Below are 15,293 nucleotides of genomic sequence, written 5' to 3'. Positions count from 1 at the left end.
TGAATAAACCCTATTAGTGAGCACAAAAATTAAATTCACCATTAGCAACAGGATTAAATCCGCATGACCGACAATAATAAAGCGTTAAAAAATGCTGGGTTAAAAGTTACACTTCCTCGCTTAAAGATCTTGGAAGTGCTCCAGGATCCTGAGTGCCATCATGTCAGTGCTGAAGATCTCTATAAAAAACTCATCGATATCGGTGAAGAGATTGGTCTGGCAACCGTGTATCGCGTCTTAAACCAATTTGACGATGCTGGTATTGTTACCCGACATAATTTTGAAGGGGGTAAATCAGTATTTGAATTAACTCAACAACACCATCACGATCATTTAATTTGTCTTGATTGTGGTAAAGTTATCGAGTTTACAGATGATGCGATTGAAGTGCGCCAAAGAAACATCGCTGAACGTCATGGTATCAAACTTTCCAATCATAGCCTTTATTTATATGGCCACTGTGCTGAAGGCAATTGTAAAGAAGATAGCCACGCACATGATGAGAAATAATTCATTCTGGATAATCTCTCAGTAGAAAAAAGGAACTGTTCACAGTTCCTTTTTTATTGCCCTAAATTTGAAGATAAAATAACTCTATTTAGCCACACTGATACTCTGTTTAATATGTTTTAAATGAACCACAATAGTAAATGTAACAATGACCAATAATGACCAAGAGCCCCATTTGCCTGCATGTACAGCAGACCAAGCACCAATTTGGTTGGGATATTGCCAAACACCAAAAAATGTACCGAAATTCTCAGCAAGCCAAATAAAAAAACCAATCAGAACAAAAGCCAATAATAGTGGCATTTTTCGCTCTGTGTCATAAGGCGTAAAATAAACGACACTACGCGCATAAAGACCTAAAATAAAGGCGGTTAAATACCAACGATAGTCACCAATAAAGTGATGAGAAAAGAAATTAATATAGATAGCAAGTGCGACCAACGTTGCCATCCAATAAGGTGGATAATGTTCAATTCGTACTTTTAAAAAGCGCCATGCTTGAATTAAATAACTCCCCACAGCTGAATACATAAACCCTGTAAATAAAGGCACTTCCCACAACTTTGTGTAAGCAAAATCAGGGTATTTCCACGATCCTATCGCAGCCGAAGTTTTAAATAACTCCATAACAAAACCCACAATATGGAAAAAACAGATCGCTTTTAATTCATCCCATGTTTCGAGTTTTCCCCATACCATCCACAGTTGGAAAGCAATAGCAAGAATAAGTAAAACATCATAACGAGGTATACCTAATATTCCTTTACTGGGTGTCGTAAATAAAATAAAAAAGAAAAAACCGGCAAATAAGCAAGAACGCGCTTCTTTTACACCAAAAAAAAGAAACTCAACAATAAATCGTTTTATACCTTTAAAAGGCCTTAATGGAGGTTCTAATAAAAAATCATCCAATCGTTTTAACATGCTTCTTCCTGAAAACGTGCATTATTAAATAACATTAAATGCAGAATAATAAATAAGGAGTGATAAAATGAATGAGAAGAAATTTGCCATAGAATGAAAAAACGCACAAGGATGAAAAAGAAAGGATTTAAAAATAAAGGTATTTACCCTCCCACTACAATACCCACTCTGACTGCCTTTTAGGGTAAATACCTTACGCAAATTCTGCGAAATAACTGAAGCACAAGAGATAAAAATAACCTACTCACATTTATCTCAGACGACATGACATGACGACTTTACTTCATTACGTTTTACGACATACTGCGATTTTTAAACAACACATTACTGCTTTTTAATACAACTCTTTTACTTTTACAGATGACTACGACTGACAACTTCACTTTATTAACGAAGTTAATTTTTAAGAATAATATCTATGCTTTTTAATTCTCTCATCTCAACTCTTTCTATTACTTATTTTTACTTATCGTAATCGTATTTAACTTTTTATTTTTATAAAGGATAAAGTGCAATAATACACCTTACCCTCACACTAATATTAGAAAATAGTAAATGGCATAATTACGTTAAATTTAACGTCTTTTTCGTCTTGGAAAATATTACCAAAACCACCTTCATAGCTTGGAATATCGGAATGATTATCATAACGGGTATAATGAAGCTTAAAGAGTGTTCCTTTAGCGCGACCTTCTTGAACCGTATACATAATATCCGCATTCCATGCACTTTCTCTGATGCGTTGTCCTTGGTCATAAATGGCTTTACCACTTGGCTTAGCATCCCATGCGTAAATATAAGAAGTTCCTACTGCCCAGCCTGATAGATCCCAGTTTTTCAGATCATACATCACGCCAGCATAAAGGGCTTTTTCACCATTCGCGTTAAAGTCAGAACGACCATCCCACCAAATATCAAGACGACCATTTGATGTCGCCCAACCTGGCGTCATACGTTGTAAAAAATAACCTTGATTACCTTCTGCTTTAACCCATGTACCTTCTACTTTGAAATCAAAGACATTGTAGGTATAACCGAAAGTCAGCGCTTGTAGCCATGCCAGCCCATCATAGACGTCATTAACCCCTCCTCCCGTCACTTTATCTTTAGCACCATAGAATTGATAAGATGTTCTTAATGCATTATCAGCAATTGGGAAATCATAAGAGACTTTACCAAAATACTGGTCGATATAGCCATCAGCCTGACCGAATGCCGCTTCTAACACTAAGCTATTTTTAAAATCATATTTAGCGCCAAAAGAGTGAAGATAGCTGATATTCGTTTCTAGATCAGCTTTACGGAAGTTATACATATTCCGATACCACGGTGCTTTATATTCATCAGTCCACATATAGGAGAAAGATAATTCACCACTTTTATCGAAATCAAAAACGGCACCTGCTTCCGCGCCGCGATAAGTTCCCGGTAAGAAACTCCAGTGCGGACGCAATAAGCTTTGACCTTTAGGTTGAATATAGCCACCTTGGGCCCAAAAGTTACCTAATTTGAATTTTGCAGCGGCTTTATACACGCTCATACCACTGCGATCGCCTGTCCATTTTTCATCCCAACGACTTTTAGCATCGCTAAAGCCGATTTCATTAGGTGCCGCTGGGCCACTATTATTCAGCTCAGCTGCGCCAAAAGCCGCTAAATCAAAACCAATAAAATCGCCTAGATAACCGGAAGAAAAATCTAAATTAGCGTTGAATGTAGAATGATGTAGGTTAGCTTTGTATTTGCCGTAATCAGGACTATTTGGTGTTAACTCTTTTCTGTCACGATCACGTTGCCAATAAAAAAGGCCACCCGTTAAAGTTGAGTCATCAATAAACCCTTCAGCATGAGACATTTTTGCAGGTAGTGCAGTTACAAGCAATGCGCCTATAACAGCAAGTGCCACCCTGCCTGGTTTAGCATGTTGCATAACCATAGCATTGTTTCCTCTTCGACTTTGACTAAAAAAGAAATAAGCACGATGCCTATTTCCAAATATAAAACCCCAATTGGGGAAAAAACCTAAATTAGGTTAGAAACAGCATATTTTTCGCGACGCGAATTATCAACCCCAAAAAAAGAATTTTTATCAAAATATGACCAAGGGCACATAACTAAATGATCGTTTCACTTTCTTACGTTTATAATACTCTATTTAAAAAAAATATAATGCATTGATTTAAAATAATTTTTTAAATCAATCTTTAATTGATATTAGATTTCGTTTTTATAGAAAGGAATAATAAGTAGTATTTATAAATAATCTTTTTTAACAATATAAAATATGAGGTATGAATCACATTTTTCTTATTACAGCTTTATTTAGCGTGATGATCTGAAAAAACAAAAGAATAAAGCGATAGTGAATAAACTATTTCAAACGAAACAAATAGAAATTTATCACCTAAAAAAGAGAAAACGAGAGACTAATTAAATTAAGAATAGTAAATATTTAATATCAATAGATGAAAAATCAGTCAAGATAAGCGGTAAAACAGATAAAAAAATGCTCGATAAATAATTACCGAGCATTCTATTAATTTAAGCTTTAATTATACTCAATGTAACTTAAAAAAGTTCAAATTAACCTTGCTGAGAAATCTTCGCCCAAGTGTCACGTAAACCCACGGTACGGTTAAACACTAACTTATCTGCTGTTGATAGTTTATCAGCACAGAAATAGCCTTCACGCTCAAACTGATACGCTTTTTCGATAGCCGCATCTTTTAAGCTACGCTCAACAAAACCTTCACGAATAACTAAAGATTCAGGGTTAATTGTTGATAAGAAATCTTCTTCTGCAGCAGGATTAGGTACGCTAAACAGTCGATCATAAAGACGAATCTCAGCAGGAATGGCATGTGGAATGCTAACCCAATGAATAACACCTTTTACTTTACGTCCATCCGCAGGATCTTTATTTAAGGTCTCTGGGTCGTAAGTACAGTAAATGGTTGTGATTTCACCTTGTTCGTCTTTTTCAACACGTTCTGCTTTAATCACATAAGCATTACGTAAACGTACTTCTTTTCCTAAAACTAGACGTTTATATTGGCGATTTGCTTCTTCTTTAAAGTCAGCACGATCAATATAAATTTCACGACTAAAAGGTACTTTACGAGTCCCCATTTCAGGTTTATTCGGATGATTCGGTGCAGTTAAAATCTCTTCACCTTCTGGCATATTCTCAATAACTAAACGAACGGGATCGATAACAGCCATTGCACGTGGTGCGTTTTCATTTAAATCATCACGAATACAAGATTCTAAAGCCGCCATTTCAACATTATTTTCTTGTTTCGTTACACCAATACGTAAACAGAATTCACGAATAGAATCAGCGGTATATCCACGACGACGTAAGCCTGAAATCGTTGGCATACGAGGGTCATCCCAACCATCAACAATGTTTTCTGTCACAAGTTGATTCAACTTACGCTTTGACATCACAGTGTATTCAAGGTTAAGACGTGAGAATTCATATTGACGAGGATGGCAAGGGATAGTGATGTTATCCAACACCCAATCATATAAACGACGGTTATCTTGGAATTCTAACGTACATAAAGAATGTGTGATATTTTCCAGTGCATCAGAAATACAGTGGGTAAAATCATACATTGGGTAAATGCACCATTTATTCCCAGTTTGATGGTGTTCAGCGAATTTAATACGATAAAGTACTGGATCACGCATAACGATAAAGGGTGATGCCATATCAATTTTCGCACGTAGACACGCTTTTCCTTCTTCAAAACCCCCTGCACGCATTTTTTCAAATAGTGCCAAGTTTTCTTCTACGCTACGTGAGCGATAAGGGCTATTTTTGCCGGGCTCTTTTAATGTACCGCGGTATTCACGAATTTCTTCAGCGCTCAACTCATCAACATAAGCTAAGCCTTTATTAATCAACTCAATCGCATATTGGTAAAGTTGATCAAAATAATCTGAGGAGTAATGAACGCTACCTTCCCATTGGAAACCTAACCACTGAACATCTTTTTGAATTGAGTTGATATACTCAATATCTTCTTTTACTGGATTGGTATCATCAAAACGTAAATTACATTTACCCTGATAATCTTTAGCAATACCAAAATTCAGACAAATTGATTTCGCATGGCCGATATGAAGATAGCCATTAGGTTCAGGTGGGAAACGCGTATGCACGCTATCATGTTTCCCTGTTGCCAGATCTTCGTCGATTATTTGACGAATAAAGTTAGTTGGGCGGGCATCTGCCTCATTCATGGTCATTTTTTCCTCAAAGCAAAACGCATAATTAACCCACTATAATCCAATAAGCAGGTTTCATAAATACCTTAGCGAAATACACCCCTGAGATATTTATCAAAATAGAGATAAAAAAACGGGAAGTTTGAAAGACTCCCCGTTTTATCGTCTTATTTAACCATCTCTTTATAGAGGATTAAATATCTGTATAGAATTTATTTTAATACTTTGTAGATAATGGTTTTATTTCCAACCACATCACCAGTAACTTGTTCAGCAATTTTATCAAAATCATCAATATTGCTGACAATGACAGGGCTTATCATCGATTTAGCATTAGCGTTCAGATATTCTAGATCTAATTCTAAGATAGGTTGGCCGACTTTAACGTCTGCGCCTTCCTCAACTAAACGCTTAAAGCCTTTACCACCTAATGCAACAGTATCAATCCCCATATGAACGATGATTTCAACACCATTATCAGTTTCAATACAAAATGCATGGTTAGTCTCAAAAATCTTAACGACTGAGCCCGTTGCAGGTGCCATCACAATATTAGAGGTTGGTTTAATCGCAAGGCCATCCCCTACAACACCACTTGAGAAAGCTTCATCAGGCACATCGTTTAATGCCACAATTTCACCATCAAAAGGTGCAATCATTTCAAGTAATACTTTTGCATTAGCATTAGCTTGTTTTACAGGTGTTTTTTCAGTAGACACGGTTGAAGCAGATGCACCTTCATAAGCGGCAACGGGACCTTGCGTTAATACATCACGCATTGCGTTAGCCACAAGCTCTGCGCGCGTACCCACAATCACTTGAACACTTTGTTTGTTTAAGCGAATAACACCTGATGCACCTAAGCGTTTTGCATAGGCATCATTAACAAGCGTGGCATCTTTTACATTTAAGCGTAAACGTGTAATGCAAGCATCAATACCAGTTAAGTTATCAGAACCACCGATAGCCGCGATATATTGACGAGCTTCCTGCTGGATACCTTCTTTGCTATTTGCAGGCGCTGTTGTGATATCTTCATTATAACCATCTGCGGTTTCATCACCAGACACGTCATCTTCACGACCCGGTGTTTTTAAGTTGAATTTCGTGATAGTGAAACGGAAAATACCGTAGTAAATGAAGAAGAACACAATACCTTGGACAATCAGCATGTACCAGTGCACAGCAAGTGGGTTACGAGAGGATAAGAACATATCCACTAAGCCCGCACTAAAGCCAAATCCTGATATCCACTCCATACTTGCAGCAATATAAACAGAGATTGCCATTAAGAATGCGTGAATAACATAAAGCACTGGCGCAACAAACATAAATGAGAATTCGAGCGGTTCAGTGATACCGGTGAAGAATGCAGCAAATGCACCCGCCATCATAATACCAGCCACTTTTGCTTTATTTTCTTTACGTGCACAGTGATAAATTGCAAGCGCAGCACCTGGCAAACCAAACATCATTACAGGGAAGAAACCTGCTTGATAACGACCTGTTACCCCCACAGTCGCTAAGCCCGCATCGATAGATTTCTGACCCGCAAGGAAATTAGGAATATCATTAATACCCGCAACGTCAAACCAGAATACAGAGTTCAACGCGTGATGTAGACCAACAGGAATTAATAAGCGGTTAAAGAATGCGTAAATACCGGCACCCAATGCCCCCATATCTTTAATACTTTCACCAAAGCTGACTAATCCGCCATAAATAACAGGCCAGACATACATTAAGATAAAGGCGACGATGATCATGAGGAATGACGCTAAAATAGGAACTAAACGTCGACCACTAAAGAAAGAGAGCGCGAGAGGCAATTCAACTTGGCTAAAGCGGTTATAAAGTTCCGCTGAAAGCACACCCACTAAAATCCCCACGAATTGGTTCTCTATTTTACCAAATGCAGCAGGTACTTCTTCTAATGGAATACCTTTGATCATGGAAACCGCCGCCGGTGAACAGAGCGTTGTGACAACCAAGAAACTCACAAACCCCGTTAAAGCGGCAGCACCATCTTTGTCTTTTGACATACCATAAGCAACACCGATGGCGAACAAAACTGACATATTGTCGATAATAGCAGCACCAGATTTGATGAGTAAGGCAGCAAGCGCGTTATCACTACCCCAGCCTACTGGATCAATCCAGTAGCCAATCCCCATCAGAATTGCTGCTGCAGGTAATGTAGCAACTGGCACCATCAGTGCCCGTCCTATCTTCTGCAGATAACTTAAAATATTCACAAACTCCCCCTTGGATAGCCCCTATACGGGATCTTATTCATACTCATTCATATTTTATAAAAAATTGATGAGCTAATTATTTAATTCCATTTTCAGTCTAAAAAATTTATTTCGTATCGCAAATTAATTAGTCATAATTTGTGATTTAAGTCACCAATATAGTATATTTTTTAGCTGAAATGCTGGCTAAGTCAGAAAGCTTATTTTATGATTAAAAATATCTTTTGGCGGGACAAATTAGATCATCGACTAAAAATGAAAAGAAATTCGTGTTATAGATGAGCCACTGATAATCACACAATGAAATAACACCTTCATGAATTATCAGATTTGTCTTTTTTCTATGAGGTTACTATGAGGTTAATCCCCCTATCTACGGCAAAACAAGTTGGTAAATGGTCTGCAAATTATATCGTTGAGAAGATCAACGCATTTAACCCAACCGCAGATCGCCCTTTTGTACTTGGTTTACCGACTGGTGGCACGCCATTGGCAACATATAAAGAACTGATTGAATTACACCGTGCTGGAAAAGTCAGTTTTCAACACGTGGTGACATTCAATATGGATGAATATGTTGGTATTCCATCAAATCATTCACAAAGTTATCGTACTTTTATGTATGAAAACTTTTTTAATCATATTGATATTAAAGATGAAAATATCAATTTATTAAACGGCAACGCAGAAGATCCAGAAGCAGAATGTGCCCGTTATGAGGCTAAAATAAAGTCTTATGGCAAAATCAATCTGTTTATGGGTGGTGTTGGTAATGACGGTCACATCGCTTTTAATGAACCGGCATCATCACTATCTTCACGCACTCGCATGAAGACACTCACCGAAGACACGCGTTTAGCGAATTCACGTTTCTTCGATAATAATGTTAATCATGTTCCTAAATACGCACTGACTGTGGGTGTTGGCACATTATTAGATTCTGAAGAATTAATGATTTTGGCAACAGGTTTTAATAAAGCACAAGCTGTACATGCCGCCACTGAAGGCGCAGTTAACCATTTATGGACCATTTCGTGTGTTCAGCTTCATCCGAAAGCAATTATAGTGTGTGATGATCCTGCCACAATGGAATTACGTGTTAAAACATTGCGTTATTTCCAACAGATTGAAGCGCAAGAGTGTCAGAAATACCAAGACTAAGTTTAGTAAAATAAGTACCTACTGATTAAGTAGTGGAAAAGGCTAAGCTCTCTTACTTATCAGCCAGAATTTGCTGGCTGATATCGGCTTTTTAGATTGACTTCCCTTATCAGGAGACAAAGGTATGTTTGCCTTAACAAATGCTGTTATTTATACAGGTTACGACCGTTTAGAAAACCACGCCATTATCATTAACGGCTCCCGTATTGAGCAGGTTTGCCCACAGGATCAGCTGCCAAAAGATATCACTGTTCGTGATATGAAAGGTGCAATTGTCTCTCCCGGTTTTATCGATTTACAAGTTAATGGCTGTGGTGGCGTACAATTTAATGATACTCCAGAAAATGTTACCGTTGAAACGCTAGAAATCATGCAAAAAGCAAATGAGCGTTTAGGCTGTACCAGTTATTTACCGACACTAATTACCTGTTCTGATGAATTGATGAAAATAGGCATTGAAGCAACTCGTGCCTATATGAAAAAACATGCAAACAAAGTGCTGGGATTACATTTAGAAGGTCCTTATATCAACGTGATTAAAAAAGGGACACATGATCCACAATTTATTCGTCAACCTAGTGCTCAGATGATTAACTATCTGTGCGATAATGCTGATGTCATCGCAAAAATCACTCTTGCACCTGAAATGGTTGATGAAAAGTATGTTCGTCAATTAATCAAAGCAGGTATCATTGTTTCTGCAGGCCATTCAAATTCAACTTATGAAGAAGCGCGTAAAGGATTCCGTAATGGTATTTCATTATCAACTCATCTTTACAACGCGATGCCCTATATCACAGGCAGAGGCCCTGGCCTTGTAGGCGCCATTTATGATACACCCGAGGTTTATGCTGGTATCATTGCAGATGGTTTACATGTTTCATGGGCAAATATTCGTAATAGTAAACGTTTAAAAGGCGAAAAATTACTTTTAGTCACAGATGCAACTGCCCCAGCGGGACTAGACCCTAATAAAAATGAGATGGATAGCTTCGTTTTTGCAGGAAAAACCATATATTATCGTAATGGCCTTTGTGTTGATGCCGATGGCACATTAAGTGGGTCATCACTGACTATGATTGATGCTATTAAAAATAGTGTTATTCATGTGGGTATTCCATTAGATGAAACATTACGAATGGCTACACTTTATCCTGCTCGTGCGATTGGAATAGAAAAAGAACTCGGTACAATTGAATCAGGTAAAATTGCTAACCTTGCTTCTTTTGACAAGGACTTCAACCTTTGCACAACGTTTGTCAATGGTATAGAAATAACTGATAACTAATGGATGTATATGCTGATGAGTCACAACAACACTGAAACGCAAATTGGCAATATCGATCTTGTTAAACAACTTAACAGTGCGATTGTATATCGACTTATTGATCAACACGGACCAATTTCCCGTATCCAAATAGCCGAACAAAGCCAATTAGCACCAGCCAGTGTGACTAAAATTACTCGTCAGTTGCTTGAGCGTGGACTAATTAAAGAAGTTGACCAGCAAGCTTCAACAGGTGGGCGCCGTGCAATTTCCATTATTGTTGAACATCGCAATTTTAATACCGTCAGTGTGCGACTAGGACGCAATGATGCGACTGTCGCACTCTATGATCTGAGTGGTAAGGTCATTATTGAGCAACACTATCCCATAGAGCAAAGCACGCAAAATGAAGTTGAAGCGCTACTTATTAACGCAATTAATGACTTTATTAAACAAAATCAACGTCGTATTCGTGAACTTATTTCAATTTCAGTGATTTTGCCCGGCCTTGTTGATCCTAATAAAGGCATTGTCCGCTATATGCCTCATATGAAAGTGGATAACTGGGCTTTAGTCAATAGTCTAGAAAAGCGCTTTAACCTCCCGTGTTATGCTGGCCATGATATTCGAAGCCTTGCATTAGCTGAAAACTATTTCGGCGCCACAAGAGATTGTGAAGATTCACTGTTAGTGCGAATTCATCGTGGGGCAGGTGCTGGTGTTATTATTAACAATAAAATTCTCCTCAATCAGCGCGGTAACCTGGGAGAAATTGGCCATATTCAAATAGATCCTCTGGGCGAACGTTGTCATTGTGGTAATTTTGGCTGTTTAGAAACAATTGCATCAAACACGGCAATTGAAGCCAAAGTACGTTATCAATTAGAGCAAGGCTACCCAAGCCAATATTTATCACCGACACAGTGTCAAATCCAAGATATCTGTCATGCTGCGGTTAAAAATGATCCATTAGCGGTCGAAACCATTAAACAAGTTGGTCTACATTTAGGTAAAGCGATTGCAATTGCGATTAACTTATTTAACCCACAAAAGGTTGTTTTAGCAGGTGAGTTAACCGAAGCCGCTGAAATTTTGCTTCCTTCTATTCAAAGTTGTATTAATACGCAAGTATTAAAAGAATTTAGAGAAGCACTTCCTGTTGTCACATCAGAGCTTGATCATCGTTCTGCAATAGGGGCTTTTGCATTAACTAAACGTGCAATGCTCAATGGAGAATTGCTTCAACAGCTATTAGAAAAGTAAGTTATTGATGATAAATTATACTTTTTGAGTTAAACAAATACTTTTTCTTATTTTAATGAAAAAATAAGTCTAAAATTCAAACAGTAAACGATTAAAAAAAGAAATGTTACGTGATTTTTTTACTGCATTTCTTTTTTTTATCTCTTTTTATCGCTACGTCTTAATCGTATTTACACCTATCTTCTCCGCTTACTGCTTTGTTTTTTCTTTTTATTCACACTTTACACCCTCTTATTTTCGAGGATATTTTTGATCAAGAAGGTTGTTTTTTGGATCTTTTTTCGACAAAATGATTAACCATCGAGCAAACGGACACGTTTCTCGAAAATTAATGCAAAAAGCAGTTGACGGATTTGTCTGTAATACGCATAATGCGCCCCGCAACGCCGACGAAGGTTATGCAAAAAAAAGATGGCTATGTAGCTCAGCTGGTTAGAGCACAACACTCATAATGTTGGGGTCACAGGTTCGAATCCCGTCATAGCCACCATCTTTTTTGCGGGAGTGGCGAAATTGGTAGACGCACCAGATTTAGGTTCTGGCGCCGCAAGGTGTGCGAGTTCAAGTCTCGCCTCCCGCACCATTTTAACCTCGTCAAGAATTTATCAGTTGGGATATCGCCAAGCGGTAAGGCACCAGGTTTTGATCCTGGCATTCCCAGGTTCGAATCCTGGTATCCCAGCCATACTTCTGATAAATAAGTGTGTTGACAATTGAATTAGCGGATGGGGTATCGCCAAGCGGTAAGGCACCAGGTTTTGATCCTGGCATTCCCAGGTTCGAATCCTGGTACCCCAGCCATCTTTCGCTAGATTCAATATGGCTATGTAGCTCAGCTGGTTAGAGCACAACACTCATAATGTTGGGGTCACAGGTTCGAATCCCGTCATAGCCACCATTTTTTGGGATATCGCCAAGCGGTAAGGCACCAGGTTTTGATCCTGGCATTCCCAGGTTCGAATCCTGGTATCCCAGCCATATTTCGAAAGAGAGACTCGCTGAGCGAGTCTTTTTTTCTGAACGTTGTATGCGGGAGTGGCGAAATTGGTAGACGCACCAGATTTAGGTTCTGGCGCCGCAAGGTGTGCGAGTTCAAGTCTCGCCTCCCGCACCATTGATTACTAACGTGTTTATCACGAAATCAACAAAAAAGACTCGCAATAGCGGGTCTTTTTTGTTTTTGTCACTGACTTTTTCCTATCAGTTTTCTAAGCACTATTCTCCCCTTCTTTCCTTATGCCTCTGTTCTCAAAGGCCATCACGCTACATATCTTCATTTTTTATTTATTTTTCATCATTTCTCATTTTATTGATCGTTCTGTACATATATTCATGTAAATACTATACTCCCCTATAGTATACTTAAGGATTATATATGCCACACTCACCAGCAGAAAAAAAAGCCGCATTAACTCGTGTAAGAAAAATCAAGGGGCAACTTCTTGCATTAGAAACTGCACTTGAAAATGAAAATGAATGCGGCCAGGTGTTACAACAAATTGCCGCCATTCGAGGCGCTATCAATGGCCTAATGGCAGGTGTACTCGAAAGTCATTTACGTGAAGGTCTTATGGATGCTGTCGCGTCTCCTGAAGATCAAAAAAATTCTGTTGATGACGCTATTTCACTTATCCGCACTTACCTGCGTTAATAACAAAAAAGGATACACCATGAAATCTCGTGCTGCGGTCGCATTTGGGCCAGGAGAACCTTTAAAAATTGTTGAAGTTGATGTGATGCCACCAAAAGCTGGTGAAGTGCTAATTAAAATTAGCCACACTGGCGTTTGCCATACCGATGCCTTTACGCTCTCTGGTGATGATCCTGAAGGCGTATTCCCCGCTATTCTTGGCCATGAAGGTGCAGGTATTGTGATCGAAGTCGGTGAGGGTGTCACAAGTGTTAAACCCGGTGATCATGTTATTCCACTCTATACTGCTGAATGCGGTGAATGCCTATTTTGTAAATCAGGTAAAACTAACCTGTGTGTAGCAGTCAGAGCGACACAAGGTAAAGGTGTGATGCCAGATGGTACAACACGTTTTTCTTATAACGGGCAGCCTATTTATCACTATATGGGATGTTCTACTTTTAGCGAATACACCGTCGTCGCTGAAGTTTCTCTTGCAAAAATCAATCCTGAAGCTAACCACGAAGAAGTTTGCTTATTAGGCTGTGGAGTGACAACGGGAATTGGAGCTGTTCACAACACGGCAAAAGTACAAGAAGGTGATTCAGTTGCTGTCTTCGGTTTAGGTGGCATTGGTCTTGCTGTTCTTCAAGGCGCAAGACAAGCCAAAGCCGGTCGTATTTTTGCCATTGATACGAATCCTGAGAAATTTGCATTAGCACGTCAGTTTGGTGCAACAGATTGCTTAAATCCTAATGATTACGATAAGCCTATCCAGCAAGTTCTTGTCGAAATAACCCAATGGGGTGTTGATCATACTTTTGAATGTATCGGCAATGTCAATGTAATGAGAGCTGCATTAGAAAGTGCACATCGTGGTTGGGGTCAGTCTGTCATCATTGGTGTGGCAGGCGCTGGACAAGAAATCTCAACCCGTCCTTTCCAATTAGTGACGGGTCGCTCATGGAAAGGTACTGCTTTTGGTGGTGTAAAAGGCCGTAGTCAATTACCTGGCATGGTTGAAGATGCAATGAAAGGTAATATTGAACTTAAACCTTTTGTTACTCATAAACTTCCATTAGAAAAAATTAATGAAGCTTTTGATTTAATGCACGAAGGTAAATCAATCCGAACTGTTATTCATTTCGATTAATCATCCTCAAGCCTATACCTCATAGGCTTATCTTTGTTTTTAAAGGAGTCAAAATGGAAAGGATTGAACGTCACGCCTGTTTTGGTGGCTGGCAAGAAGTTTATCAACATACATCAAAGGCGTTAAATTGTGAGATGAAATTTGCCATCTATCTTCCGCCTATGGAAAAAGGGCAAAAATCCCCTGTTTTATATTGGTTATCAGGCTTAACCTGCAATGAGCAAAACTTTATTACTAAAGCAGGCGCTCAACAATTTGCATCACAGCATGGCATTATTTTGGTTGTACCAGATACCAGCCCTCGTGGTGAAAATATCACTGATGATAGTGCCTATGATCTAGGGCAAGGTGCGGGTTTTTATCTTAATGCCACCCAATCCCCTTGGAATGATCATTACAAGATGTATGACTATATTGTTGATGAGCTTCCGGCACTGATTGAAACACATTTTCCTGCCACAGAAAAACGCGCGATTAGCGGGCATTCAATGGGAGGACATGGCGCCTTAACAATTGCCTTACGAAATTTGGACCGCTACAGCAGTGTGTCCGCATTTTCTCCCATAGTGGCACCTTCTATTGTTCCTTGGGGCCAAAAGGCGTTTAGCGCTTATTTAGGCGATGATACGACACAATGGCAACAATATGATGCGGTTGAATTAGTTAGCCAAACAGAAAGTGTATTACCTATGCGTGTTGATGTCGGGCTCGATGATCCGTTCTATCAAGAGCAACTTAAACCTGAATTATTCGCGCAAGCTTGTGACAAAAAACAGTTCCCTTATCAATTGAATTTACATCAAGGGTATGATCACAGTTATTATTTTGTCATGAGTTTTATTGGTGAGCATATTGCTTTTCATGCTAAGCACTTAAACGCTTAGCCATAATGCG

Annotated in this window: 11 protein-coding genes and 7 tRNA genes; 14 read left to right on the top strand and 4 right to left on the bottom strand. The window is 38.8% G+C overall.

Annotated features, from left to right (window positions below; translation table 11 throughout):
- Nucleotides 1-63 precede the first annotated feature (63 nt).
- The gene (fur, locus tag GWJ05_RS16645) at nt 64-510 is read left to right on the top strand and encodes a ferric iron uptake transcriptional regulator (RefSeq protein ID WP_006537692.1); all 447 of its coding nucleotides are present in this window, start codon (nt 64-66) and stop codon (nt 508-510) included.
- Between the two features lie 84 nt (nt 511-594).
- Here fur and GWJ05_RS16640 read toward each other — a convergent pair whose 3' ends face one another.
- The 4 genes from GWJ05_RS16640 to nagE all read right to left on the bottom strand — a co-directional run bounded on the left by GWJ05_RS16640 (nt 595) and on the right by nagE (nt 7,925).
- Nucleotides 595-1,434, bottom strand: a complete 840-nt coding sequence (locus GWJ05_RS16640) for a DUF817 domain-containing protein (protein ID WP_161681513.1) — start codon at nt 1,432-1,434, stop codon at nt 595-597.
- 541 nt (nt 1,435-1,975) lie between these two features.
- Nucleotides 1,976-3,370, bottom strand: coding sequence for a chitoporin ChiP (gene chiP / locus GWJ05_RS16635; RefSeq protein ID WP_103004560.1), 1,395 nt, complete (start codon nt 3,368-3,370; stop codon nt 1,976-1,978).
- Nucleotides 3,371-4,017: 647 nt separating this feature from the next.
- On the bottom strand, nt 4,018-5,685 hold the full coding sequence (glnS, locus tag GWJ05_RS16630; RefSeq protein WP_036938496.1) for a glutamine--tRNA ligase: 1,668 nt from the start codon (nt 5,683-5,685) through the stop codon (nt 4,018-4,020).
- 197 nt (nt 5,686-5,882) lie between these two features.
- Nucleotides 5,883-7,925 carry an N-acetylglucosamine-specific PTS transporter subunit IIBC gene (nagE, locus tag GWJ05_RS16625; RefSeq protein WP_161681512.1) on the bottom strand — a complete coding sequence of 681 codons (2,043 nt, stop codon included), beginning with the start codon at nt 7,923-7,925 and terminating at the stop codon, nt 5,883-5,885.
- A 354-nt stretch (nt 7,926-8,279) separates the two neighbouring features.
- On the opposite strand from nagE, the gene nagB reads away from it, so the two are divergent.
- The 13 genes from nagB (at nt 8,280) to fghA (ending at nt 15,283) form a co-directional block, all read left to right on the top strand.
- Entirely contained in the window at nt 8,280-9,086 is an 807-nt protein-coding gene (gene nagB, locus GWJ05_RS16620) for a glucosamine-6-phosphate deaminase (RefSeq protein ID WP_087803674.1), read from the top strand.
- 124 nt (nt 9,087-9,210) lie between these two features.
- Entirely contained in the window at nt 9,211-10,374 is a 1,164-nt protein-coding gene (nagA, locus tag GWJ05_RS16615) for an N-acetylglucosamine-6-phosphate deacetylase (RefSeq protein ID WP_036938505.1), read from the top strand.
- Between the two features lie 9 nt (nt 10,375-10,383).
- Nucleotides 10,384-11,616 (top strand): DNA-binding transcriptional regulator NagC, encoded by a 1,233-nt coding sequence (gene nagC, locus GWJ05_RS16610; protein WP_082239481.1) that lies wholly within the window; start codon nt 10,384-10,386, stop codon nt 11,614-11,616.
- A gap of 413 nt (nt 11,617-12,029) precedes the next feature.
- Nucleotides 12,030-12,106 (top strand) — tRNA-Met (locus GWJ05_RS16605).
- 8 nt (nt 12,107-12,114) lie between these two features.
- Nucleotides 12,115-12,199 (top strand) — tRNA-Leu (locus GWJ05_RS16600).
- Between the two features lie 27 nt (nt 12,200-12,226).
- Nucleotides 12,227-12,301: transfer RNA gene (locus GWJ05_RS16595), tRNA-Gln, on the top strand.
- A gap of 41 nt (nt 12,302-12,342) precedes the next feature.
- Nucleotides 12,343-12,417: transfer RNA gene (locus GWJ05_RS16590), tRNA-Gln, on the top strand.
- Between the two features lie 20 nt (nt 12,418-12,437).
- Nucleotides 12,438-12,514 (top strand) — tRNA-Met (locus tag GWJ05_RS16585).
- Nucleotides 12,515-12,519: 5 nt separating this feature from the next.
- A tRNA-Gln gene (locus tag GWJ05_RS16580) sits at nt 12,520-12,594 on the top strand.
- A gap of 51 nt (nt 12,595-12,645) precedes the next feature.
- Nucleotides 12,646-12,730, top strand: a tRNA-Leu gene (locus GWJ05_RS16575).
- A gap of 261 nt (nt 12,731-12,991) precedes the next feature.
- The gene (locus GWJ05_RS16570) at nt 12,992-13,267 is read left to right on the top strand and encodes a metal-sensing transcriptional repressor (protein WP_036938507.1); all 276 of its coding nucleotides are present in this window, start codon (nt 12,992-12,994) and stop codon (nt 13,265-13,267) included.
- Between the two features lie 19 nt (nt 13,268-13,286).
- Nucleotides 13,287-14,399 carry an S-(hydroxymethyl)glutathione dehydrogenase/class III alcohol dehydrogenase gene (locus GWJ05_RS16565; protein ID WP_036938510.1) on the top strand — a complete coding sequence of 371 codons (1,113 nt, stop codon included), beginning with the start codon at nt 13,287-13,289 and terminating at the stop codon, nt 14,397-14,399.
- 53 nt (nt 14,400-14,452) lie between these two features.
- Nucleotides 14,453-15,283, top strand: a complete 831-nt coding sequence (gene fghA, locus GWJ05_RS16560; RefSeq protein ID WP_036938513.1) for an S-formylglutathione hydrolase — start codon at nt 14,453-14,455, stop codon at nt 15,281-15,283.
- Nucleotides 15,284-15,293 lie beyond the last annotated feature (10 nt).

The organism is Proteus sp. G2626 (assembly GCF_009915985.1).
In the GTDB taxonomy this organism is placed as follows: domain Bacteria; phylum Pseudomonadota; class Gammaproteobacteria; order Enterobacterales; family Enterobacteriaceae; genus Proteus; species Proteus vulgaris.
This window is presented reverse-complemented; position numbering and strand designations above follow the sequence as displayed.